The organism is Streptomyces sp. NPDC005799 (assembly GCF_040630525.1).
Taxonomy (GTDB): domain Bacteria; phylum Actinomycetota; class Actinomycetes; order Streptomycetales; family Streptomycetaceae; genus Streptomyces; species Streptomyces griseorubiginosus_B.
The window spans coordinates 109275-131357 of sequence record NZ_JBEXXQ010000018.1; the positions used below are offsets into that span (position 1 = coordinate 109275).

A 22083-nucleotide genomic window follows, 5' to 3' on the forward strand; every position below is an offset into this window, starting at 1 on the left:
CCGTGCGCGCCAACCTGCTCATCGCCCTGTTCGCCTTCCTCGGCGCCGCCGTGGCCGGTCTGTTCGGCGCCGGTGTGCTGCTGCTGATCCGGCGCCGCTCGCTGGCCCTGCATCTTGGTGTCGTCGCGGCCGTCGGCGTCACCGCCATGTTCGCGGGCACGCTCGCGGTGGCGCAGGCCATGTTCCTGTCCGGGCACGACCTGAAGGTGGTCACGACCGTCGTCGCGATGGCCGCCGTGGTCTCCCTGGCCACCGCACTGCTCCTGGGCCGCTGGGTCGCGGCCCGCAGCCGCGCCCTCACCCTCGCCGCCCGGTCCTTCGGCGACGGCGGCGACTTCACCTCTCCCGCCGGTCCCGCCACCGCCGAACTCGCCGAGCTCAGCCGCGAGTTGGAGATCACCAGCGCCAAACTCGCCGAGTCCCGCGAGCGCGAGCGGGCGCTGGAGTCCTCGCGGCGCGAACTGGTCGCCTGGATCTCCCACGACCTGCGCACCCCGCTCGCCGGCCTGCGCGCCATGTCCGAGGCCCTGGAGGACGGTGTCGCCGCCGATCCCGACCGCTATCTCAAGCAGATCCGCACCGAGGTCGAGCGCCTCAACGACATGGTCGGCGACCTCTTCGAACTCTCCCGCATCCACGCGGGCGCGCTGGCGCTGAGCCCGAGCCGTATCTCCCTGTACGACCTCGTGGGCGACGCGCTCGCGGGGGCCGATCCGCTGGCGCGCGAACACGGCGTACGGCTCGTCGGTGACGGGGTCGAGCCGGTGCCGGTGGAGGTGGACGGCAAGGAGATGAGCCGGGTGCTGGGCAACCTGCTGGTCAACGCCATCCGCCGGACCCCGGCCGACGGCACGGTCGCCGTGGCCGCCGAGCGCTCGCCCGAGGGGGTCGTGCTGTCCGTCACCGACGGCTGCGGCGGCATCCCCGAGGAGGACCTGCCCCGTGTCTTCGACACCGGCTGGCGCGGCACGCACGCCCGGACTCCCCCCGCCGGCGCGGGCCTCGGCCTCGCCATCGTCCGGGGCATCGTGGAGGCGCACCGGGGCACGGCCACCGTGCGCAACGTCCCGGGCGGCTGCCGCTTCGAGGTGGTGCTGCCCGCCGCCGCTTCCTGAAAGGCGGACAGCACCACCGGCAGGGGAGGGGCCGGACCGGTCCTATTCCTCCCGCATCCCGGCCCGCGCGAACTCCCGCATCCCCTCCGCGAAGCCCACCTCCGGCTTCCAGCCCAGTTCGGCGCGGATGCGCGTCGAGTCCGCGGTGATGTGCCGTACGTCGCCGAGGCGGTACCCGCCCGCGACTACCGGCTCGGGACCGCCGTACGCCGCCGCCAACTCCCGTGCCATCTCGCCGACGGTGTGCGGCTCGCCGCTGCCGGTGTTGTACACGGTCAGTGCGCCCGGCGGTGAATCCGCCCGCAGCGCCGCCGCGTTGGCCGCCGCTACGTCGCGTACGTGGACGAAGTCGCGGCGCTGGCGCCCGTCCTCGAAGACGCGCGGGCACTCGCCGCGGGCCAGGGCCGAGCGGAAGAAGGAGGCGACCCCGGCGTACGGGGTGTCGCGGGGCATGCCCGGCCCGTAGACGTTGTGGTAGCGCAGGGACACGGCCGAGCCGCCCGTGGCACGTGCCCAGGCGGCCGCGAGGTGTTCCTGGGCGAGCTTGGTCGTGGCGTACACGTTGCGCGGGTCGACCGGCGCGTCCTCGCCGACGAGACCGGGGACGAGGTCCGCGCCGCACCGGGGACAGGGCGGCTCGTAGCGGCCCGCGTCCAGGTCGGCGACGGCGCGCGGGCCGGGGCGTACGACGCCGTGCCGCTCGCAGACGTACCGCCCCTCGCCGTAGACCACCATGGACCCGGCCAGCACCAGCCGCCGTACGCCCGCCTCGGCCATCGCGGTGAGCAGGACGGCCGTACCGAGGTCGTTGCGGGAGACGTACTCCGCCGCGTCCGCGAAGCCCGTGCCGAGTCCGACCATCGCCGCCTGGTGGCACACGGCGTCCACACCGGCCAGCGCCCGGCCGACGGCGTAGGGGTCGCGCACGTCCGACGGAGGGGCGGCGCGGACGTCGTACACGACCGCCTCGTGCCCGTGGCCCCGCAGAGCGCTGACGACATGGGACCCGATGAATCCGGCACCGCCGGTGACCAGTACGCGCATGCCGTCACGCTAGGGCCGTGCGCGGCCCGAACAGGCGGGCCGCGCACGTCATGTCACCGGTCCGTAAGACCTCGCGGCGGCAGCCGCACCGTGAAGACGGTCGAGCCGGGCTCGCCGCTCAGCTCGATCGTGCCGCCGTGGGCGCGCACCAGGGCGCTCGCCACGGACAGTCCCAGACCGCTGCCGCCCCGGTCGCGGCTGCGGGCCTTGTCGACGCGGTAGAAGCGGTCGAAGATCCGGGCCCGGTCGGCGGCCGGGACGCCGGGACCCGCGTCCTCGACCCGGACGACCGCCGTCTCCCGCTCCAGCGCGACCGCCACCGACACCTTGGTCCGGGCCGGCGTGTGCACGGCCGCGTTGGTCAGCAGGTTGTCCAGGACCTGCCGGATGCGGTGCGGGTCCAGGCGCAGCCTCAGCGCGGCCGGACCCGGCACCACGGTCAGCGGGCGCTCCGGGTGACTCGCCCGGAAGGCGGCGGCCGCCTCCCCGACCAGCTCCACCAGGTCCGCGTCCTGCACCCGCAGCGGTGCGTCCACCTCCGCCGCGTCCAGCCGGGCGAGCAGCAGCAGGTCGTCGAGGAGCACCCCCATCCGGGCGGCCTCGGCACGCAGCCGGGCCAGGTGCCTGTCGCGTTCCTCGGGGGCGTTGGCGGCGGCGTACTGGAAGAGGTCCGCGTAGCCCCGTACGGACATCAGGGGCGTACGCAGCTCGTGCGAGGCGTCGGCCACGAACCGGCGCAGCCGCTGCTCCGCCTCCGCGCGCACCGCGAGGGAGCGGTCGATGTGCTCCAGCATCGTGTTGAAGGCCGTGCGCAGCTCCTCCACCTCGGGACCGCCGCCGCGCTCGTCGGCGCGCAGCGGCAGCCGGGCCGCGGACTCGGTCAGGTCGTGCGAGGCGATGCCGTGCGCGGTGTGCGCCATGTCGCTGAGCGGGTTCAGGCCGCGTCTGAGCATCCTGCGGCCGAACACCACCAGCGCCGCCAGCGCCAGCCCGAAGGCGACCACCTGCACGGTGATCAGCCGCCGTACGGTGGCGTCGATGTCGTCCATCGGCGCCCCGCTGACCAGCACCACCCCGGGCTCGACCTCGCAGGCCCGCAGCCGGTACTCGCCCTCGCCCGGGATCCGCGCGGTGCGCAGCATCTCGGTCCGGCCGCCCGCCTGGGCCCGGGCCAGGGAGGTGAGGGGGGCGATGTCCGCGGGCAGGTCGCCGGGCTCCTCCGGCTTGCGCAGCACGGCGGTACCGCCGGAGACGTCGTACACCGCGTAGTACCAGCGGTAGTACTTCTTGCCCTGCAGGGTGCCGTTCTCCGCGATGCTCTTGGACTGGGCGACCTGGGCGAGGCCCAGCTGGTCGTCGAGCTGGGCGGAGAGATAGTCCCGCATGTAGGTCGTCAGGGCCGTGCCGACGACCGCGAACACCACCAGCGCCAGCGCGCCCAGCCCGAGCGCCAGCCGGGTCCCCAGCCGCATCCCGCGGGACGCCCGGCGCAGCCGCCGTATCACTCGGCCGCCTGCCGGACGACGTAGCCGAAGCCGCGCACGGTGTGGATCAGCGGTGCGCCGGTGTCGTCCAGCTTGCGGCGCAGCCGGCTGACGACCAGCTCGACGACGTTCGAGCGGCCCCCGAAGCCGTACTCCCACACATGGTCGAGGATCTGCGCCTTGGTCATCACGGTCGGCGACTTGCGCATCAGGAAGCGCAGTACCTCGTACTCGGTGGGGGTGAGCGTGAGCAGCCTGTCGCCGCGCCGCACCTCGCGCGTGTCCTCGTCCATCGTCAGGTCCGCCACCCGCAGCACGGAGCGCTGGAAGGCGGGCCCGGCGCTGCGCCGCAGCACCGTGCGCAGCCGCGCCATCAACTCCTCCACAGCGAACGGCTTGACCAGGTAGTCGTCGCCGCCCCGGGTCAGCCCCGCCACCCGGTCGGCCACCCCGTCCCGCGCGGTCAGGAACACCACCGGCACCATCGTGCCCGAGCGCCGCAGCCGGTCGAGCACACCGAAGCCGTCGACGTCCGGCAGCATCAGGTCGAGGACCACGATGTCCGGGCGGAACTCACCGGCCAGCGCGATCGCCTCCTCACCGGTGTTCGCGGTGACCGCGTCCCAGCCCTCGTAGCGGGCGACGGTCGCGACGAGATCGGCGATGGGCGGGTCGTCGTCCACGACGAGGAGGCGTACTTTTTCCACCCGCTCATAGTGCGGCACCCGCCCGGGCGGACCGTGTGGTCCGGCACACAGCGAGCACATCGATAAGTACTTGAAAGTTGTCCGACAGCTTCTCGACAGCTCCCACCGGCCAAGCTCGGTCACCCAGGACCCGATCAAGGAGCTGCCGTCACCGTGACGACCGTCCAATCACCCCCTGCGCCCCCCACGGCGACACGCCCCAGGGTGGTGGCGCGCACGGGCCTGTTCGCCGTGCTCGCCGCGAACGCGGCCGTGGTCGCCTACTTCTTCGCCCAGGCGGGCTTCGCCTCCAACGCGCTCATCGTCATCGGCCGCCTCGCCGGCCTGTACGGCGCCCTGGTCATGGCCTTCCAGCTGGTGCTGGTGGCCCGGCTGCCCTGGCTCGACCGGCGGATCGGCATGGACCGGCTGACCTCCTGGCACCGCTGGACCGGCTTCGCCCTGCTGTGGACCCTGCTCGCACATGCCGTCTTCATCAGCTTCGGATATGCCGACGGGGCGGGCGTAGGTCCCGTCACCGAGCTCGTGGACCTCGCCGAGACCACCGAGGGCGTGCTGCGCGCGATCGCCGCCCTCGGCCTGATCCTGGTGGTCGGAGCCGTCTCGGCCCGCTACGCCCGCCGCCGGCTCGCGTACGAGACCTGGCACTTCATCCACCTCTACACCTACGTCGCCGTGGTGCTCGCCTTCACCCACCAGGTCGCGGTCGGTACGACGTTCACCTCGTCGTCCGCCGCGAAGACCTACTGGTACGGGGTGTGGGCCGTGGCCCTCGGCGCACTGGTCCTGGGCCGGCTCGTGCTGCCGCTGTGGCGCAACACCCGCCACCGGTTCCGGGTCTCCGCGGTCGTCCCCGAGTCCGACAACGTCGTCTCGGTCCATGTCACCGGCAAGGACCTGGACAAGCTGCCCGCCCAGGCCGGCCAGTTCTTCCTGTGGCGGTTCCTGACCGCCGACCGCTGGTGGCAGGCCAACCCCTTCTCCCTCTCCGCCGCCCCCGACGGCCGCACCCTGCGCCTGACGGTGAAGGCGGCCGGCGCGGGCAGCGCCGCCCTGCGCCATGTGAAGGTCGGCACCCGCGTCTTCGCCGAGGGCCCCTACGGCGCCTTCACCGCCCTGCACCGCACGAGGACGGAGTCCCTGCTGATCGCGGGCGGTGTCGGCGTGACCCCGATCCGGGCCCTCCTGGAGGACATCCAGGGCCACGCGGTCGTCGTCTACCGCGTCGCCAGCGAGCGGGACGCCGTGCTCTACGACGAACTGCGCGACCTCGCCGTCGCCAAGGGCGCCGAACTGCACCTGGTCACCGGCCCGCCCGTCCCCGACAAACTGGCCCCGCGCGAACTGGCCCGGCTGGTGCCCGACATCGGCGAGCGGGACGTCTTCCTGTGCGGGCCGCCGCCGATGATGAAGGCGGTGCTGGGCAGCCTGGGCGAGCTGGGCGTGCCCAAGCGGCAGATCCACTTCGAACGCTTCAGCCTGGCGGGATGAGGAAGAGAACGTGAAGCGAGCCATACCCGTCGTCGTCCTCAGCATCGCGGGCCTGGTCCCGGTCTGGCGCTACGAGCCATCGGTCGGGGGTACGACGTCCACCACCGCCGAGCCCGCGGTGACACCGTCCTCCTCGGCCTCGCCCTCTGGTTCGGGTTCGTCCTCGGCCTCCGGGAAGGTCGTCAAGGGCACGACCGTGAACACGGACAAGGGGCCCGTGCAGGTGCAGGTCACCTTCGAGGGCGACCGGATCACCGCCGTGTCGATGCTCCAGCAGCCGAACCACCCCCAGACCACGGCCGCCGTACCGAAGCTGATCGCGGAGACGCTGAAGGCGCAGAGCGCGGACATCGACGCGGTGTCCGGGGCGACCGTCACGAGCGAGGGTTACAAGCAGTCCCTCCAGGCCGCGATCGACGCCAAGGGCGCCTGACGTGCGCCGCGTCGAACACGTCATGGGGTTCCCCGTCTCGCTGCGGGTGGACGACGAGGGCGCGTGGGAGGAGCCCGCGGACGCGGTGTTCGCCTGGCTGCGTGAGGTCGACGCCCGGTTCAGCCCCTTCCGGGCCGACAGCGAGGTGTCCCGCCATGGCCGGGGCGAGCTGGGGCGGGACTCACTCAGCGCCGACCTGGCCGAGGTGCTCGACCTGTGCGAGCACTACCGGGTCGCCACGGGCGGCGCGTTCGACGCGTGGCTGCCGGGGCGGGGGTTCGACCCGTGCGCGGTGGTGAAGGGCTGGTCGGTGCAGCGGGCCGCGCGGCTGTTGCGGACGGCTGGTGCGAGACGGTTCGTGCTGAACGCCGGCGGAGACGTGGCCGCCTCCGGCGGACCCTGGCGGGTGGGCGTACGACACCCCGAACAGGCCGACCGGCTGTGCGCGGTCCTGGAGCTGACCGACGGCGCGGTGGCCACTTCCGCGCGCTACGAACGCGGCGACCACATCGTCGACGGCCGCATCGGGCGCCCGGCGACCGGACTGCTCAGCATGACGGTGGTCGCCGCCTCGCTGACCGAGGCGGACTCCGTGGCCACGGCCGCCTTCGCGCTGGGCACGGAGGGCGTCGCGTGGGCCGCCGCGCAGCCCGGGTGCGAGGTGTTCGCCGTGGACGCGGCGGGACAGGTGCTGCGGACGGAGGGGTTCCCGGTGGCCTCGCGGTCCCGGGCGGCATGACCCACCGGGCTGACTAACCTGGCCCGGTGACCATCGAGTTGACGCTCCTGTCCGCCGTCTCCCACCGGGGCCGGGAGATCACCGCGCCCCGGCTGCGGGGGCTGCTCGCGCTACTGGCCGGGGAGCTCAGGGCGGGGTGCGGCACGGCCCGGCTGGTCGAGGGACTGTGGCCGCAGGAGCGGCCGGACAACCCGGCGAAGGCCCTGCAGATCCTCGTCTCGCGGGCCCGCCGTCAGCTCGGCGCCGACGTCATCGCCAGTACCCCCACCGGCTACCGGCTCGCCCTGCGCGAGGACCAGGTCGACACCGCCGCCGTCCGGCTGTTCGCCGCCGCGGCCGCCGAGAAGAGCCGCGCCGGGGACCACGCGGGCGCCCTGGCGGAGGCGGAGGAGGGGCTCGCGCTGTGGGACGGCGCCCCGGCCGTCGAGGAAGCTCTCGGCGACCCGGTCGCCGAGCTGCGTGCCGAGCGCGCCGGCACCCACCGCGCGCTCGCCCGCTCCCGTGCCCTCGCCCTCGCCCGCACCGGCCGCCGCGAGGAGGCCGTCGGCACGCTCACCGGCCTGGCCGCCGCGCGGCCGCACGACGAGGAACTCCTGCTGGAGCTGATGCGCTGCCGGACCGCCACCGCGGGACCGGCCGCCGCTCTCGCCACGTACGACACCCACCGGCGCCGGCTGCGCGACGAACTCGGCACCGACCCCGGGCCCGCCCTGCAGGAACTGCACCAGGAGCTGCTGCGCGGCGAGGCCCCGGCCGTCCGGCGCGGGGTACCGCACGAACCCAACCCGCTGCTCGGCAGGGACGCCGACGTCGCCGCCGTGACCCGCCTGCTGCACGGCGCCCGCGTCGTCTCCGTCGTCGGTGCCGGCGGTCTCGGCAAGACCCGCCTCGCGGCCGCCGTCGCCCGGGACGCCGAACAGCGGGTGGTGCACCTGGTGCCGCTCGCCGGTGTCCGCCGCGACGCCGACGTGACCGCCGAGGTCGCCTCCGCGCTGGGCGCCGCCGAGAGCCCGCGGCCCGGTGGGGGAGGTGACGCGGTCACCGGGATTCTGGGCACCCTCGGTGCCGGGCCCGCGCTGCTGGTCCTGGACAACTGCGAGCAGGTAGTGCAGGGCGTCGCGGACCTCGTCCAGGCCCTGGTGTCGCGGACCAGGGACCTGCGCGTCCTCACCACCAGCCGTGCCCCGCTCGGCCTGTCCTCCGAGACGGTCCACCCCCTGCCCGAACTCGATCTCGCCACCACCGTCGAGCTGTTCGGGCAGCGGGCCCGAGCCGCCCGCCCCGACGCCGACCTGCCCGCCGACACCGTCGCCGCCCTCTGCCGCCGCCTCGACGGACTGCCGCTCGCCGCCGAACTGGCCGCCGCCCGGGTGCGGGTGATGTCGGTCGCCGAGATCCACAGCCGGCTTCAGGACCGGTTCGCGCTGCTGCGGGGCGGGCGCCGGGACGCGCCCGAACGTCACCGCACCCTGCACGCCGTCGTCGACTGGAGCTGGAACCTCCTCGACGAAAGAGGGCGGTCCTCGCTACGGGCCCTGTCCGTCTTCCCGGACGGCTTCACCGCCGGCGCGGCGGAGCAACTCGTGGGCGATCCGGACGTGTTGGAGATCCTTGAGGACCTCGTGGACCAGTCCCTGCTCAAGGTGACCGAGCTCAAGGTGACCGACACCGCGACCGGCACCCGCTTCCGGATGCTGGAGACGGTACGGGAGTTCGCCGCCGCGCACCGGGACGGGGCCGGGGAGGACGCGGCCGTCACGGAGCGGTTCCTCGGCTGGGCGCGGGAGTTCGGCGTCGCCCACCACGACGCGCCCTTCGGGGCCGAGCCGTTCGCGTCCTGGCGGCTCGTCCGCGCCGAGCAGGACAACCTCGTCCACGCCCTACGGCGCGCTCTCGACCTCGGGGACCAGGACACGGTCGTCGCGGTCACGGCCGTCCTGGGCAGCCTGTGGTCCACCGAGGCCGGCGCCAACCACGCCCGCCTCCTCGCCCTCACCGAGGACACCGCACGGCTGCTCTCCCACTACCGGCCCGCCCCCGGATACGTGGAACCCGTGCGCACCGCGGCCGCCCTGCTGGCCGCCAACTCCCTGCTGGGCCTCGGCCCCGGAGCCGGGCGGGTCCTCGTCACGCTGCGCCGCCTGCCGACCGCCCCGCCGGACACCGTGATCCGTGCCGTGGCCGCCGTGCTGAGCGCCCTCCCCGAGGTGCTCGCGCCCGGCGGCCGCCACGTCCTCGACGCGCTGTGCGACAGCGACCGGCCCCTGCTCGCGGCCATCGCCAACGGCGCCGCCAGCTACGTCGGCGAGCACGAGCAGGACCCCGAGCGAGCCCTCACGGCCGCCCGCCGGATGCTCGACGCATCCGCCGGCCAGGACATCCCGCTGCTGCGGATCTGGCCGCGGGCCCGGTTCGCCGAACTGTGCCTGCAGACGGAACGCGGCGCGGAGGCGATCGGACCGATGAAGGCCGCCCTCGAAGCCCTCGAGGAGTTCGGCGAGTGGACCGACACGATCGGACTGCGCTGGGGGATCATGCTCGCCAACCTGCAGGCCGGGGAGATCGACGAGGCGGAACACTGGCTGGAGCAGGCGCTGCGGCACCAGCCCGAGGGCGCCGTGTCCGACCCCTTCACCCCCGACCTGGGAGCCCGCGCCGAGATGGCGCTCGCCCGCGGCGACATCGAGACCGGCCTCGGCCTGTGGCGCCGGGCCCTGGACCGGCTGACGCACACCGCCGACCCGGCACCGGGCGGGGAACCGGTGATGGAGGCCTGGGTACCGGAGCTCCAGGCGGTCGCCGTGACCGCCCACGCCCGGTACGGCCGCACCGACCTCGTCGACCGTGTCCGCACCGCGTTCCCCGGCCGCGTCACACACCTGCTGACCCGCTCCCCGGCCGCCCGGCCCGCTTACTTCCCGCTGTGCGGCGCGCTGCTGCTCGCCCTCGGCACGGCCGAGCTGGCGCAGGGGGACACGGACGGCGTACGGCTGATCGCGCTCGCCGAGCGGCTGCGCTACCTGCGCAACTTCCAGCCCACCATGTCCCTGGCCCGGGCCCGCGAGGACGCCCGGAACGCCGACAGGGCGGCGTACGAGGACGCGGTGTCCCGGTACGCCGCCCTGGACGACGACGGACTGTGCGAGGCCGTGCTCGGCCTGGTGCGGCAGCGGGTCACACACTGACCGGCAGCGCCAGCAGGTGGAAGCCGTCGCCGGGCCAGTGCCCGAAGGCGAGTTCGGCCCGGTCCACGGCGAGCTTCGGGGCGGTGGGCCGCCGTACCACCAGCTCGTCGAGGACGACGCCCGTCACCAGCCGGCCGAGGGCCGCGCCGATGCAGTAGTGCGGGCCGTGCCCGAAGGCGAGATGACCGTCGCCGCGGCCCAACTCCCTTGTTACGTCGAGGTGTTCGGGGGAGTCGTAGGCGGCCGGGTCATGGTCGGCGGCGAACAGCGCGACCGTCACCGCCTCGCCCTTCCTCAGAAGGGTCCCGGCGAACTCGAAGTCCTCCGTGGCGTACAGCGTGGCGCCCATGCGCACCAGCGTGACGTAGCGCAGGAGTTCGGGCACTGCCCGGGTGAGCAGCTCCGGGTCGGTACGCAGCCGCTCCAGCTGGTCGGGGCGGTCCAGCAGGGCGAGCATCGCGTGCGCCAGGAACAGGGCGGGCGGGGTGATGCCGGTGTTGATCAGCAGGAAGAAGACGGTGACGATCTCGTCGTCGGTCATACCGCCGTCGGCGAGCAGCGCCGACACCAGGTCGCCGGCGGGCTCGGCCCGGCGCCGGGCGACCAGGTCCTTGGTGTACCCCACGAGCGCGCCGAGCCCTTCGAGGACCCGGCTGCCGTCGCCGTACGCGAAATCCCGGATCCAGCCGCAGACCTTGTCCTGGTCGCCCGCGTCGACACCGACCAGCGCGCAGATCACCGCCGTGCTCAGCGGATAGGCGAACTCGCCCAGCAGATCGGCCTGTTCACGCCCCGCGAGGGTGTCGGCCAACTCCCGTGCCGTCTGCTCCACGAAGGGGCGCAGGGCGGCCACCCGGCGGGCGGTGAAGGCCCGGGTGAGGGGGCCGCGACGTCTGCTGTGCTCGTCGCCGTCGAAGAGGGCGAGGTGGCCGGAGAGGTACCGGGCGTACTCGGGCGGAAGACCGTCGGCGCCCTGGGCCAGCAACTCGGCCTGGGGGTCGGGCATGTCGGAGCCGGAGACCGTCGACCGGTCCCGGATCAGGCGCGGTTCGGTGAGCGCGGCCTTCACGTCCTCGTGCCGGGTGACCAGGCGGACGGGGGTGCTCAGGCCCGGCAGGACGACATGGCCGAGGCCGGGCCGGGAGCGCAGGCCGGCGTAGGCGCCGACGGGGTTCTCGACGAGTTCGGGGGTGAGGGACACGGCGTTCATGGCAACTGCCTTTCAGTGGAGGGATGTTCAGCGGGGGTCGCGGTCGAAGAGGCGGAGGGACCACACGAGGCCGAGGACCGCGATCGCGACGCTCCACGCCACCGCCATCCAGCCGTTGTGCCCGATCGGTGTGCCCGTCAGCAGGCCGCGCACGGTCTCGATGACCGTGGTGAAGGGCTGGTACTCGGCGAACCAGCGGATCCAGGACGGCATCGAGCCGACCGGCACGAAGGTGCTGCTGACGAAGGGCAGCAGGAACGAGATCGGCAGCGGGGCGTTGCTGGCGCCCTCGGGCGTCCTGCTGATCAGCCCCAGGGCGACCGAGAGCCAGGTCAGCGCGAGAACGAAGAGGACGAGCAGACCGCAGGCCGCCATCCATTCGACGGGGCCGGCGTCGGGCCGGAACCCGATGGCCAGCGCGACCGCGGTGACCAGGGTCAGGTTGATGACCGTCTGGAGGACACTGCCGACCACATGGCCCACCAGGATCGACGCCCGGGAGATCGCCATGGTGCGGAAGCGGGCGACGATGCCCTCGGCCATGTCCGTGCACACGGCGACCGCCGTCGGCACCGACCCGGTGCCCGCCGTCATCAGCAGGATGCCGGGGACGAGATAGGCGAGATAGGCGGTGCGGTCGCCGCCCTGGCCGATTCCGGCGCCGAGCGCGGAGCCGAAGACGTACACGAACAACAGCAGCAGGAAGACGGGGATGAGCGCGACCTGGAGCGTCATCGAGGGGTAGCGGCGGGCGTGCAGCAGGTTGCGCCGCAGCATGGTGAGGGAGTCGCGCAGGTGTGGGGTGGCGGGCTGGACGGCGCTGCTCATCGGCTCTGCACCTTCTCGTGCTCGGGGCGGCCGGTGACCGCGAAGAAGACGTCGTCGAGATCGGGGGTGTGGACGGTGAGGGAGTCCACGGCGACACCGTGCGCGTCGAGGACGTCCAGCAGGGCGCGCAGGGTGTGCACGCTGCCGTCGCCCGGCACCTGGAGCGTGAGCGCCTCGTCGTCGCGCAGACCCGTGTCCAACACCCGGGCGGCGCGCTGGAGTTCGGCCGGGTCGAGGAACCGGAGACGGACATGGCCGCCGGGGACGAGACGCTTGAGTTCGTCGGGCGTGCCCTCGGCGACGATCCGGCCGCCGTTCAGCACCGCGATGCGGTCGGCGAGTTGGTCGGCCTCCTCCAGGTACTGCGTGGTGAGGAAGACGGTGACCCCGCCGTCGACGAGCTCGCGCACGATCCGCCACACGGCGTGCCGGGAACGCGGGTCGAGCCCCGTGGTCGGCTCGTCGAGGAAGATCACCCGGGGTGAGCCGATCAGCGTCATGGCGATGTCGAGGCGCCGCCGCATGCCGCCGGAGTAGGTGGCGGCGGGCTTCCGCGCAGCCTCCACGAGATCGAAGCGGGCCAGCAGTTCCGCGGTGAGGCGGCGGCCCTCGGCACGGGGGAGGTGGTGCAGGTCCGCCATCAGCGCCAGGTTCTCCTCGCCGGTGATCAGCTGGTCGACGGCGGAGAACTGGCCGGTGACGCCGATCGCGGCGCGCACGGACTGCGGAGCCTCGCGCACGTCGTGCCCGGCGACGCGGGCCTCGCCGGAGTCGGCGCGGATCAGGGTGGAGAGGATCTGGACGGTGGTGGTCTTGCCGGCGCCGTTCGGGCCGAGCAGCGAGAAGATCGTGCCGCGTGGGACCGAGAGATCGATCCCGTCGAGGACGACCTTGTCGCCGTACGCCTTGCTCAGGCCGGTCACCTCGATGGCCGGTGTCGTCGTCTGGTTCATGCCGCAGAGCGTGCCGGGGGCCGGCTTCAGGGCGGCTTCACGGCGGTTTCAGCGGGAGCAGCGGGCTGAAACCGGGGCCCCTGCTGGGATCCTGGGCCGGTGCGGGAGGCGGGGCGAGGGTCGTCATGACCCGTTCTCCGGTTCGCTCACGGCCATGACGATCGGGGCCGGCGCTGTGGGCTCGCCGAGCGGCCGCTGGGCGGGGCGTGGGAATCAGTGGACTCACGGGTCGGTCACAGAGTGATACCGCCTCGGTGCATACCGGTTTTCGCCAGGTTCCCGACTGAATTCGGAAACACAAGCGGTCTAGAATCTGCACCCAACGATCCAGTCCCGAAGGGCGTTCGGCGTTTTGATACGGATAGATTCAGTCACCAAGCGCTACCCCGATGGCACGGTGGCGGTCGACAACCTCTCCCTGGAGATACCCGACCGATCCATCACCGTCTTCGTGGGCCCGTCGGGCTGCGGCAAGACGACAACCCTGCGCATGATCAACCGGATGATCGAGCCGAGCGAGGGCACGATCACCATCGACGGCAAGGACATCAGCCGGCAGCCCGTGAACACGCTGCGCCGGTCGATGGGGTACGTCATCCAGAACGCGGGCCTCTTCCAGCACCGCACGATCATCGACAACATCGCCACCGTGCCCCGCCTGCTGGGCTGGGACAAGGCCAGGGCCCGGGCGCGCGCCCGCGAGTTGATGGAGCGGGTCGGACTCGACGGCTCCCTCGCCAAGCGGTACCCCTACCAGCTCTCCGGCGGCCAGCAGCAGCGCGTCGGCGTGGCCCGGGCGCTCGCCGCCGACCCGCCGGTCCTGCTGATGGACGAGCCCTTCTCCGCTGTCGACCCGGTGGTGCGCAAGGGCCTCCAGGACGAACTCCTGCGCATTCAGGACGAGTTGGGCAAGACCATCGTCTTCGTCACCCATGACATCGACGAGGCCGTGAAGATCGGCACGATGGTCGCGGTGATGCGCACCGGCGGCCATCTCGCCCAGTTCGCCCCGCCCGCCGAGCTGCTCACCGATCCCGCGGACGCCTTCGTCGAGGACTTCCTCGGCGCGGACCGGGGGATCCGGCGCCTGTCCTTCTTCTCCTCCTCCGGCCTCGATCTGCTGACCACCCCGATCGTCGCCGTCGACGCCACCGCCGAGCAGATCGCCGCCCGCACCTCCAAGGACGTGCCCTACCTCCTCGTCACCGACGTCGACGGCCGTCCCCTCGGCTGGAGCGAGCCGGCCGCGCTGACCGCCGGGTCGGTCGACCCGGCCCGACTCCTCTCCCACGGCCGCCCCTTCGAGCACGGCCGGGAGTCCCTGCGCGCCGCCCTCGACGGTGCCGTGCTCTCGCCGACCGGCTGGGCCGTCGCGGTCGGCGCCGACGGCCGGGTCACCGGCGTGGTCTCGCAGCAGACCATCGGCGAGGCCATCCGCGCCGCGCACGCAGAGGGCCGCGCGGAAAAGGTCGCCGGATGAGCGGCGGCCTCTTCGACATCCCGAGCGACCTGCAGAACACGTACTGGGGCCTGGTCGGACTGCATCTGCGCGAGGCGCTGATCCCGGTCGCGGTCGGCCTGGTGGTGGCGCTGCCCGTCGCCCAGCTCTGCGTGCGGCTGAGATGGCTGTACCCGCCGGTGCTGTGGGTGACGACCGTCCTCTACGCCATCCCCTCGCTGGCCTTCTTCGTCGTGCTCATCGACTACACCGGCCAGACCGAGACCACCGTGATGATCCCGCTGGGCATCTACAGCCTCGTGGTCTTCGTCCCGGCCATCGTGGACGGCGTCCGCTCGGTCCCGCAGGAGACCCTGGACGCGGCCACCGCGATGGGCCTGGGACCCGTACGACGCTACTTCCAGGTCCAGTTGCCCATCGCCGCGCCCGCCATCATCGCCGGCCTGCGCGTGGCCACCGTCTCCAGCATCTCCCTGGTCAGCGTCGGCATGCTGATCGGCAACCAGGGCGGGCTCGGCAACCTGCTCAACGACGGCATGATCTACCACCAGTCCCGGCTGATCTGGCTGTCCGTGGTCGGCACGGCCGTCCTCGCCATCCTCGCGGACGCCCTGCTGGTCCTCGTGCGTGTCCTGGTCACCCCCTGGATGCCGCGCGGAAACCGCAAACCTCGCCCCGTCGACGAACCCGAACCGCTGCAGGCCGCCCTGGAGGACGCCGTCCGATGAACGTCCTCCACTTCATCAACAACTTCTTCAGCGACAGCGCCCACTGGCACGGCTACGACGGCATCCCCACCCGGCTGCGCGAGCACATCCAGTACTCCCTGATCGCCCTCGCCATCGCGGCCGCCATCGGCCTGCCGGTCGGCCTGCTCACCGGCCACACCGGCCGGGGCGGCAACACCGTCGCCTTCATCGCCACCGCGGGACGCGCCCTGCCCAGCTTCGGCCTGCTGGTGCTGATGTTCGTCCTGCTGGGACTCGGGCTCACCCCGGTGATGATCCCGCTGGTCGTGCTCGCCGTACCGCCGATCCTGGTCACCACCTACGAGGCGGTGCGCTCCGTCGACCCGTCCCCGGTCGACGCGGCCCGCGGCATGGGCATGGCCGAGTCACGGGTCCTGTTCCAGGTCGAACTCCCCGTCGCCCTCCCGCTGATCCTCAGCGGCCTGCGCTCGGCAGCCATCCAGATCGTCTCGACGGCCACGATCGCGGCCTACGTCGCCCTCGGCGGCCTCGGCCGCTACATCGTGGACGGCCTCTACCAACGCAACTACGAGAAGGTGGTGGGCGGGGCGACCCTGGTGGCCGTACTCGCTCTGGTGACACTCGGGTTCTTCTGGCTGGTGGCAAGGTTCACTGTGTCACCCGGGGTACGCAGAAGCGCCCCGTAAGGGGCGCGGGGCTGTACTCGATTCGTGGCTACCGCCGCGCGGGCGCGACAAGCCCCCACCGGCCCGCAGACAGAACGGGACCGGTGGGGGCCGGGCCGAGCGGTCAACCTCCGCTTCGCGCCAACGCCTGCTCCAGCACAACCAGCAGAGCGTCCCGCACAGACCCCCGCTCCCGCGCGTCGAACACCACCACCGGCACCCGCTCGGCGACGTCCAGCGCCCAGCGGACCTCCTCCAGTGTGTGCTCGACCTTCCCGTCGAACGCGTTGACGGCGACCGCGAACGGGATCTGCTTGTGCTCGAAGTAGTCCACGGCGGCGTAACAGTCGTCCAGACGGCGGGTGTCGACGATGACCAGCCCGCCCACCGCGCCCTCGACGATGTCGTCCCACATGAAGCCGAACCGCTCCTGACCGGGCGTGCCGAACAGGTACAGCTTCAGCGTCGGGTCGATGGTGATGCAGCCGAAGTCCATCGCCACCGTGGTGGTGGTCTTGCGGGGCGTGTGGCTGAGGTCGTCCACGCCCGCCGCGACCTCCGTGATGGCGGCCTCGGTGGTCAGCGGCTCGATCTCGGAGATCGAGCCCACGGCGGTGGTCTTGCCCACGCCGAAGCCGCCCGCGATCACCAGCTTGACCGGCAGCGGCGGTGCTACGGCGGCCACTGGGGCGGCCACGGCGGGGGCGGCCGGTTCAATCCGAGTCACGGAGTACCCCTCGGGAGTCGGGGATGGCACGCAGGGCCTCGATGACCCTGCGCAGGACGGAGGCGTCGTGGGTGACGCCGGAGTCGGGCACGTGCACCGTCAGGTAGCCGGCCGCACGCAGGTCCTCGGCGAGGACCCGGACCACGTTCAGGTGCAGCCGCAGCCGGGCCGCGAGTTCCGCGACGGACTGCGGCCGCCGGCAGGCGGCGACGATGTCGTGCTGCTCGAAGTCGAGTTCGTCGAGCACGACGAGACCCTCGGCGGTGGCCACCACCTGGGTCTCCACCGGCACCGGCCGGCCGGCCGCGGTGGGCGCGACGCGACCGGCGGTGACCAGGAACGGCCGTACGGCGGGGGCGGGGCCGACCGGGTCCGGGTCGCCCGGCGGTGGGGAGCCGTCCGCCATGGGGTGTCTTCCTCCTCGATCGCGCCCTCAGGACGGGTCCCGGGGGCGGCAACCGGTCAGCGCGCGGATGCCGCGCCGACGCTGTTCTTGAGCTGGAGCACCAGCTGCGGGCTGAGAGCGCTGCCGGCCCGGTTGGCGAACAGCGTCATCTCGTAGGCGATGTTGCCCAGCTTGGCCTCCTTGTCGGTGACCACGCCGAGCACGGCGCCGCTGCCGATGGCGGAGACCAGGACATGGCCGCCCTCGAGGTCGATGATGACCTTGTTGAGGGCGCCCAGGCCGTAGTTGCCGGAGGCACCGGCGGCCAGGGACGTGATGCCGGAGACGATCGCGGCCAGCCGCTCCGAGTCGGCGTGCTCACGCAACTCGGAGACGGCGATGAGCAGTCCGTCGGAGGAGACGGCGATGGCGTCCACGACGCCCGCGGTCTCGGTCGCGAATCGGTTCAACAGCCAGGTGAAGTCGGCTGCCGCGGCCTGCAGTTCGGCCGGCGTGGTGGCTCCCGCGGGGGAAGTGTCACCTGTCGACGTGCTCACTGCTCGGCTCCTTCCGGGAGGTGGTTCTGGTCGTGCGGGTCGGTGGTCCGATGGGCGGCACCGGACGTGGCGTCCGCACCGCCGGCATTGCCGTTGGCCGCGACGGCACTGTCGCGGTTGGCCCGTTCCACGGCGGCCTCGAACTCGTCGAGTGTGTCGCGGACGGCGTCCGCGTCGGCGGGCCGGGCGACCTGCCGCGCCGCGTGCTGGGCGGCGTCGACGGTCGTACGAAGGGTCGCGCCCCGCACTCGCCGCCGCAGCGGACGGGGGGAGCCGTCACCGGCGAAGGCCGGGCTCGCGCCGCCGCTCGTGCCCTCGGCGGACAACGCCGTCTCGCCGCCCGGGGCTCCGCCCGACGATACCCAGTCGTCGGCACCGGAACGACGCGAGGGGCTCACGTCCTCGGCGGGCCGCGCGGAGACCGCGTCCTCGCTCCAGTGGGAGCGGGTCGGGAGGGCGGGCTCATGGGAAGCCGGAGCGTCCTCGGCGGGGCGGGCGGACGCCGGGGCGTCGGTCCACCCGGAACGCGGTTCGCCGACTGCCTCGTGCGCGTGCGAAGTGTCCTCGGGGCGCGGGTCGGTGTCCCTGGCCCAGCTCGGGCGGGTCGCCTCCTTCGCCCTGGGCTGCGGCGGTGCCTCGCTGCGGGCCGGGGGGATGAAGGGGGTGCGTTCCTCGGGGGGCGCGGCAGCCGGAGTCGGGGCGTCGGGCGAAGGCGGCGTCACGGCGTCCGGCCGGGACGAGGAAGCGTCCGTGCCCGTGGGGATCTCACGGCGCGGCACGCGGCGGGGCAGCGGCCCCGGCTGACCGCCCCGCGCGGTGTCGGACGACAACCGGGTGTTCTCCTCGACGGCGGACGACGCCCGGGCTCCGGACACGGCTGCCGACTCCGAGGCGATGGAGCCCCGTCGGCCCGTCGAACCGCCGACGGCGACCTCCACCGGGCTCATCGCGAGCAGCAGCGACGGCGGCACCGTCACCTCGGCCGTCACACCGCCGCCCGGGGTGCGGGAGAGATTGACCCCGACGTCCCAGCGCCGCGCCAGGGTGCCGACCACGAACAGGCCGAGCACCTTCGTCGGTACGACGTCCAGTCGCTCGCGGCGGATCAGCCGGCCGTTCTCCTCGGCGAGCCGGTCGGCGCTCATGCCGAGGCCGTGGTCGGCGACGACGATCGCCGCGCCGCCCGGCGCCTCCTCACCGGAGGTGTCCCGCACGTACACCTCGACGGGGCTGCCGGCGGGCGAGAACGACACCGCGTTCTCCAGCAGTTCGGCCACCATCAGCGTGAGGTCGCCGATGATGTCCGGCTCGACCATGACCTCGGTGCGCGCGTGCAGCCGTACCCGCTGGAAGCCCTCGATCTGGCCCAGCGCGGCGCGTACGACGTTGGTCAGCGCCGTCGGTCCGGAGTCCAGGACCGTCTCGCGGATGCCGGCGAGCAGCATCAGGCTGTCGGCGTTGCGGCGCAGCCGGACGGCGATGTGGTCGATGGAGTAGAGGCGCTCCAGCAGGGCCGGGTCGGTCTCACCGCGCTCCACCGCGTCGATCAACGCGAGCTGACGGGTCGTCAGGTTGCTGACGCGGCGGCCCACGTTGCCGAACATCTCGGCGACGTTGCGCCGGCTGAGCACCTGGCGCTCCAGCAGGGCGATCGAGGTGGTCTGCACGCGGTTGAACACCTCGGCCAGCGCACCGATCTCGTCGTTCGCGGTGACCGGCATCTCCCGCAGCTTCGGCGGGCTGTCGTCCTCGGCGTCGTCGTCGGCGACCCGGGCCAGTTCGCGCCCGGCCACGTCGGCGACCTCCTGCGCGGCACCGGTGAGGGCCTGCACCGGCCGCACCACCGAGCGGCGCACCAGCACCGAGAAGGCGATCCACAGCGCGAAGCCGAGCAGACCGATGCCGAGCAGCAGTCCGGCCCGCCACGTCGCGTCGCTGGAGGCGCGGTCGGCGCGGTCGGCGATCTGGTCGATGAGCGAGGTGGTGATCTTCAGCCGGCTCTGCGCCTGCTCGGGGTACGAGGGGTAGTCGCTGAGGGCGTCCTGGAACGCGGTCTTGATCTCGGCGGGCGTTTCGGCCTGCAGGGTGCTGGGCGCGACCTGGAGTTCGGCGTAGGCCTCGGAGATCTCCCGCATGGCGTCGGTGTGCTCGACGCGGGTGAGTTCGTCGGCCTGGTCGGCGGTGGCGAACCGGGCGAAGCGGTCTGCCTGGTTGCCGTAGAGCTCGTAGGCGCCGACGGCGGTGGTGAACTCGATGAGCGCGTTGGTGTCACCGGTCGTCGCCGAGAACACGCCGGTCTCGAAGGAGCCGTGCGCTGCGTCGGCGCGCAGCAGGGAGTCCAGGAGGTTGCCGGTGAAGGTCGCGGCCAGCTCGGCGTTGCGGTCCAGGCCTAGACCGTCGATCAGGGTCTTGGCGGCGTTGTCGTAGGCGGGGTCGATGTTGCTGGCGGGCAGATAGCTCTGCTCGACCGTCCCGCGCAGACTGGTGAGGCCCTCGACCTCCTTCAGCGCCTGCGCCTCGCTGTCCGGCAGCTCCCCGCCGAAGACCGACCGCACCTTGGCGATCTGGTCGTCCACCGCCCGCTGCGCCTTGCGGTAGGCGGTCCGGGTCGACTCGACGCCCTTGCCGCCGGCCTCGTAGCGCACGGAGAGCAGGATCGCCAGCTGGTGCTCGCTCTCCACCTCGTTGACCAGGGTGGCCACCTGCTCGCTGTTGCGCACCAGGTCCGCCGCGGACGAGGCGTCCTGCGCCTGGCCGATCTGGCCGGCGATCAGATACGAGAGCAGGGCGGCTACGACGGCCAGCGGAACGCCGACCAGGAGGTTGAGCTTGCGCCGGAACGGCCACCGGTCGGCGAACCCCCGGATGCCGCCTCTCGGCGACGGCGGGGCGGGCCGGGCGGTCGCGTCCACCTCTTTCGTGGACACCGGGCCTCCTTCGTGCGGTCTCGGTCGCGCGCGACGACGCGCCTTGACCGATTCTGATCGATGACTGGATCATGAGGAATGGTGCGGATGACACCGCAGCGGCCCCCGCACACCGCTGTGACCGACGCCAACTGCGGTGAGACTACCGTCTCTTTGAATGATCAAGGGCGTCGCCCTACGTCAAGAATCCGTTACAAAGCGCCTCCGCTTCCGCTTCAGTCTGTTCACACCGCATTCACAACCGATCACGCATTGAGGCCAATTGGTGACCAGGCTGCTCTTGACTGAGGGAGAACAGGCTGGATTGGATCAGTTGCAGCGCTTGCTTCTCATCAATCCCCCGAGTCCGGAACGGGAATCGTGACTTCCAAAGCCCCACGCCCCAGGTCCTTCAGGAGCTACCCCGCGGCGGCCGTCGCGCTCGCCGCGACCACGGCCCTGCTGGCGGGATGTGGTTCCTCCTCTTCCTCCGACAGCTCCTCCTCCGACCCACTGCAGGGCGGCAAGTCGGACGGCAAGACCGTCGTCGTCGGATCCAACAACTTCGCCGAGAGCATCCTGATCGCCGACATCTACGGCGAGGCCCTGAAGGCCAAGGGTGTCAAGGTCACCTACAAGCCGAACATCGGCAGCCGCGAGACGACGTACGGGCTGCTGAAGAACGGCTCCATCACCGTGCTGCCGGAGTACAACGGCGCGCTGCTCGCCTACCTCGACCCGAAGGCCGCGCCCAAGACGGTCGAGGCCACCACGGCCGCGATCGAGGCCAAGCTGGACTCCAAGCTGACGCTCCTGGACCCCGCCTCCGCGCAGGACAAGGACTCCGTCACGGTCAACAAGGCCACCGCGGACAAGTACAAGCTGACCAGCGAGTCCAGCATCGCGGACCTCAAGAACGTGGCGAAGGACCTGACCATCGGCGCCTCGCCGGAGTTCCAGACCCGGCAGCAGGGCCTGGTGGGCCTGAAGTCGGTGTACGGCCTGCAGTTCAAGGGCTTCAAGGCGCTGGACGCGGGCGGCCCGCTGACCCTGGCGGCGCTGAAGAAGAACACCGTGCAGGCCGCGGACATCTTCACCACGGACCCGAACATCACCAAGGAGAAGTTCGTCGTCCTGCAGGACCCGCAGAACCTCTTCGGCTTCGAGAACGTCCAGCCGCTCGTATACAAGAGCGGCCTGTCCTCGGGCGGTGTCGCCGCGCTGAACGGGGTCTCCGCCAAGCTCGACACCAAGACCCTGCTCGACCTGGACTCGCAGGTCCAGCTCGAGAACAAGGACCCGCTGGACGTCGCCAAGGCCTGGCTGAAGACGGCCGGCCTGAGCTGAGCCCTTTCGCACGGTACGGCGCGGGTGCCCCCCTCACGGGGGCCCCCGCGCCCGCGGTGGGTATCCGTCGGGGAAAGTGGCGGCCGGCGCCGCACCGCTTCGGAGTGCCGGGTGGGTGTGCATGTCGTGGGGCGTGAG

General features: G+C 72.4%; 19 protein-coding genes. 9 read left to right on the forward strand and 10 right to left on the reverse strand.

The annotated features are described in order from the left end of the window. Positions 1-2 precede the first annotated feature (2 nt). Positions 3-1115, forward strand: a complete 1113-nt coding sequence (locus ABZ453_RS19520) for a HAMP domain-containing sensor histidine kinase (protein ID WP_359016182.1) — start codon at positions 3-5, stop codon at positions 1113-1115. Positions 1116-1157: 42 nt separating this feature from the next. Here the strand turns inward: ABZ453_RS19520 and ABZ453_RS19525 are convergent, their stop codons facing one another. From ABZ453_RS19525 to ABZ453_RS19535, 3 genes are read right to left on the reverse strand one after another with little or no spacing between them, the layout of a single operon-like run. Further along, positions 1158-2159 carry an NAD-dependent epimerase/dehydratase family protein gene (locus tag ABZ453_RS19525; RefSeq protein WP_359016183.1) on the reverse strand — a complete coding sequence of 334 codons (1002 nt, stop codon included), beginning with the start codon at positions 2157-2159 and terminating at the stop codon, positions 1158-1160. A gap of 53 nt (positions 2160-2212) precedes the next feature. Continuing rightward, positions 2213-3664, reverse strand: a complete 1452-nt coding sequence (locus tag ABZ453_RS19530) for a HAMP domain-containing sensor histidine kinase (protein ID WP_359016184.1) — start codon at positions 3662-3664, stop codon at positions 2213-2215. Continuing rightward, positions 3661-4350, reverse strand: a complete 690-nt coding sequence (locus ABZ453_RS19535) for a response regulator transcription factor (protein ID WP_359016185.1) — start codon at positions 4348-4350, stop codon at positions 3661-3663. The genes ABZ453_RS19530 and ABZ453_RS19535 overlap by 4 nt, the downstream gene beginning before the upstream one ends. Before the next feature lie 153 nt (positions 4351-4503). Here ABZ453_RS19535 and ABZ453_RS19540 point away from each other — a divergent pair, with 153 nt between their 5' ends. The 4 genes from ABZ453_RS19540 to ABZ453_RS19555 are packed head-to-tail and all read left to right on the forward strand — an operon-like array spanning position 4504 to position 10198. Then, on the forward strand, positions 4504-5841 hold the full coding sequence (locus ABZ453_RS19540) for a ferredoxin reductase family protein (protein WP_359016186.1): 1338 nt from the start codon (positions 4504-4506) through the stop codon (positions 5839-5841). A gap of 10 nt (positions 5842-5851) precedes the next feature. Next, on the forward strand, positions 5852-6274 hold the full coding sequence (locus ABZ453_RS19545) for an FMN-binding protein (RefSeq protein WP_359016187.1): 423 nt from the start codon (positions 5852-5854) through the stop codon (positions 6272-6274). Position 6275: 1 nt separating this feature from the next. After that, positions 6276-7013 (forward strand): FAD:protein FMN transferase, encoded by a 738-nt coding sequence (locus tag ABZ453_RS19550; RefSeq protein ID WP_359016188.1) that lies wholly within the window; start codon positions 6276-6278, stop codon positions 7011-7013. A gap of 26 nt (positions 7014-7039) precedes the next feature. Further along, complete coding sequence (locus ABZ453_RS19555; RefSeq protein WP_359016189.1) at positions 7040-10198, forward strand: BTAD domain-containing putative transcriptional regulator; 3159 nt, start codon at positions 7040-7042, stop codon at positions 10196-10198. Here the strand turns inward: ABZ453_RS19555 and ABZ453_RS19560 are convergent. The 3 genes from ABZ453_RS19560 to ABZ453_RS19570 are packed head-to-tail and all read right to left on the reverse strand — an operon-like array spanning position 10188 to position 13189. Next, positions 10188-11408, reverse strand: coding sequence for a cytochrome P450 (locus ABZ453_RS19560; RefSeq protein WP_359016190.1), 1221 nt, complete (start codon positions 11406-11408; stop codon positions 10188-10190). The two genes, ABZ453_RS19555 and ABZ453_RS19560, sit on opposite strands and share 11 nt — an antisense overlap. Positions 11409-11435: 27 nt before the next feature. Beyond that, on the reverse strand, positions 11436-12236 hold the full coding sequence (locus ABZ453_RS19565; protein WP_359016191.1) for an ABC transporter permease: 801 nt from the start codon (positions 12234-12236) through the stop codon (positions 11436-11438). Continuing rightward, entirely contained in the window at positions 12233-13189 is a 957-nt protein-coding gene (locus ABZ453_RS19570) for an ATP-binding cassette domain-containing protein (protein WP_359016192.1), read from the reverse strand. Before ABZ453_RS19570 ends, ABZ453_RS19565 begins: the two co-directional genes overlap by 4 nt. Positions 13190-13541: 352 nt before the next feature. Between ABZ453_RS19570 and ABZ453_RS19575 the strand changes: the two genes are divergently transcribed. From ABZ453_RS19575 to ABZ453_RS19585, 3 genes are read left to right on the forward strand one after another with little or no spacing between them, the layout of a single operon-like run. Then, on the forward strand, positions 13542-14669 hold the full coding sequence (locus ABZ453_RS19575) for an ABC transporter ATP-binding protein (RefSeq protein ID WP_359016193.1): 1128 nt from the start codon (positions 13542-13544) through the stop codon (positions 14667-14669). Continuing rightward, positions 14666-15376: an ABC transporter permease gene (locus tag ABZ453_RS19580; RefSeq protein ID WP_359016194.1), complete on the forward strand. Its 711-nt coding sequence runs from the start codon at positions 14666-14668 to the stop codon at positions 15374-15376. The genes ABZ453_RS19575 and ABZ453_RS19580 overlap by 4 nt, the downstream gene beginning before the upstream one ends. Then, positions 15373-16044 (forward strand): ABC transporter permease, encoded by a 672-nt coding sequence (locus tag ABZ453_RS19585; protein ID WP_359016195.1) that lies wholly within the window; start codon positions 15373-15375, stop codon positions 16042-16044. Before ABZ453_RS19580 ends, ABZ453_RS19585 begins: the two co-directional genes overlap by 4 nt. 103 nt (positions 16045-16147) lie before the next feature. On the opposite strand, the gene ABZ453_RS19590 is transcribed toward ABZ453_RS19585, so the two are convergent. Genes ABZ453_RS19590 through ABZ453_RS19605 form a run of 4 tightly spaced genes read right to left on the reverse strand, consistent with a single transcriptional unit; the run spans position 16148 to position 20619 of the window. After that, the gene (locus ABZ453_RS19590; protein WP_359016196.1) at positions 16148-16750 is read right to left on the reverse strand and encodes an ATP/GTP-binding protein; all 603 of its coding nucleotides are present in this window, start codon (positions 16748-16750) and stop codon (positions 16148-16150) included. Beyond that, positions 16737-17156 (reverse strand): DUF742 domain-containing protein, encoded by a 420-nt coding sequence (locus ABZ453_RS19595; protein ID WP_133041589.1) that lies wholly within the window; start codon positions 17154-17156, stop codon positions 16737-16739. The genes ABZ453_RS19590 and ABZ453_RS19595 overlap by 14 nt, the downstream gene beginning before the upstream one ends. Before the next feature lie 56 nt (positions 17157-17212). Then, positions 17213-17692: a roadblock/LC7 domain-containing protein gene (locus ABZ453_RS19600; protein ID WP_359016197.1), complete on the reverse strand. Its 480-nt coding sequence runs from the start codon at positions 17690-17692 to the stop codon at positions 17213-17215. After that, a complete protein-coding gene (locus tag ABZ453_RS19605) occupies positions 17689-20619 on the reverse strand; it encodes an ATP-binding protein (RefSeq protein WP_359016198.1) in 2931 nt (976 codons plus the stop codon). Before ABZ453_RS19605 ends, ABZ453_RS19600 begins: the two co-directional genes overlap by 4 nt. Before the next feature lie 360 nt (positions 20620-20979). Between ABZ453_RS19605 and ABZ453_RS19610 the strand changes: the two genes are divergently transcribed. Continuing rightward, positions 20980-21945, forward strand: a complete 966-nt coding sequence (locus ABZ453_RS19610) for an ABC transporter substrate-binding protein (protein ID WP_359016199.1) — start codon at positions 20980-20982, stop codon at positions 21943-21945. The last annotated feature ends 138 nt before the right edge of the window (positions 21946-22083 follow it).

Coding starts and splice junctions, on each gene's coding strand:
- ABZ453_RS19525 (WP_359016183.1), bottom strand. CDS start 2,159: ATGCGCGTACTGGTCACCGGCGGTGCCGGATTCATCGGGTCCCATGTC.
- ABZ453_RS19560 (WP_359016190.1), bottom strand. CDS start 11,408: ATGAACGCCGTGTCCCTCACCCCCGAACTCGTCGAGAACCCCGTCGGC.
- ABZ453_RS19565 (WP_359016191.1), bottom strand. CDS start 12,236: ATGAGCAGCGCCGTCCAGCCCGCCACCCCACACCTGCGCGACTCCCTC.
- ABZ453_RS19570 (WP_359016192.1), bottom strand. CDS start 13,189: ATGAACCAGACGACGACACCGGCCATCGAGGTGACCGGCCTGAGCAAG.
- ABZ453_RS19580 (WP_359016194.1), top strand. CDS start 14,666: ATGAGCGGCGGCCTCTTCGACATCCCGAGCGACCTGCAGAACACGTAC.
- ABZ453_RS19585 (WP_359016195.1), top strand. CDS start 15,373: ATGAACGTCCTCCACTTCATCAACAACTTCTTCAGCGACAGCGCCCAC.
- ABZ453_RS19595 (WP_133041589.1), bottom strand. CDS start 17,156: ATGGCGGACGGCTCCCCACCGCCGGGCGACCCGGACCCGGTCGGCCCC.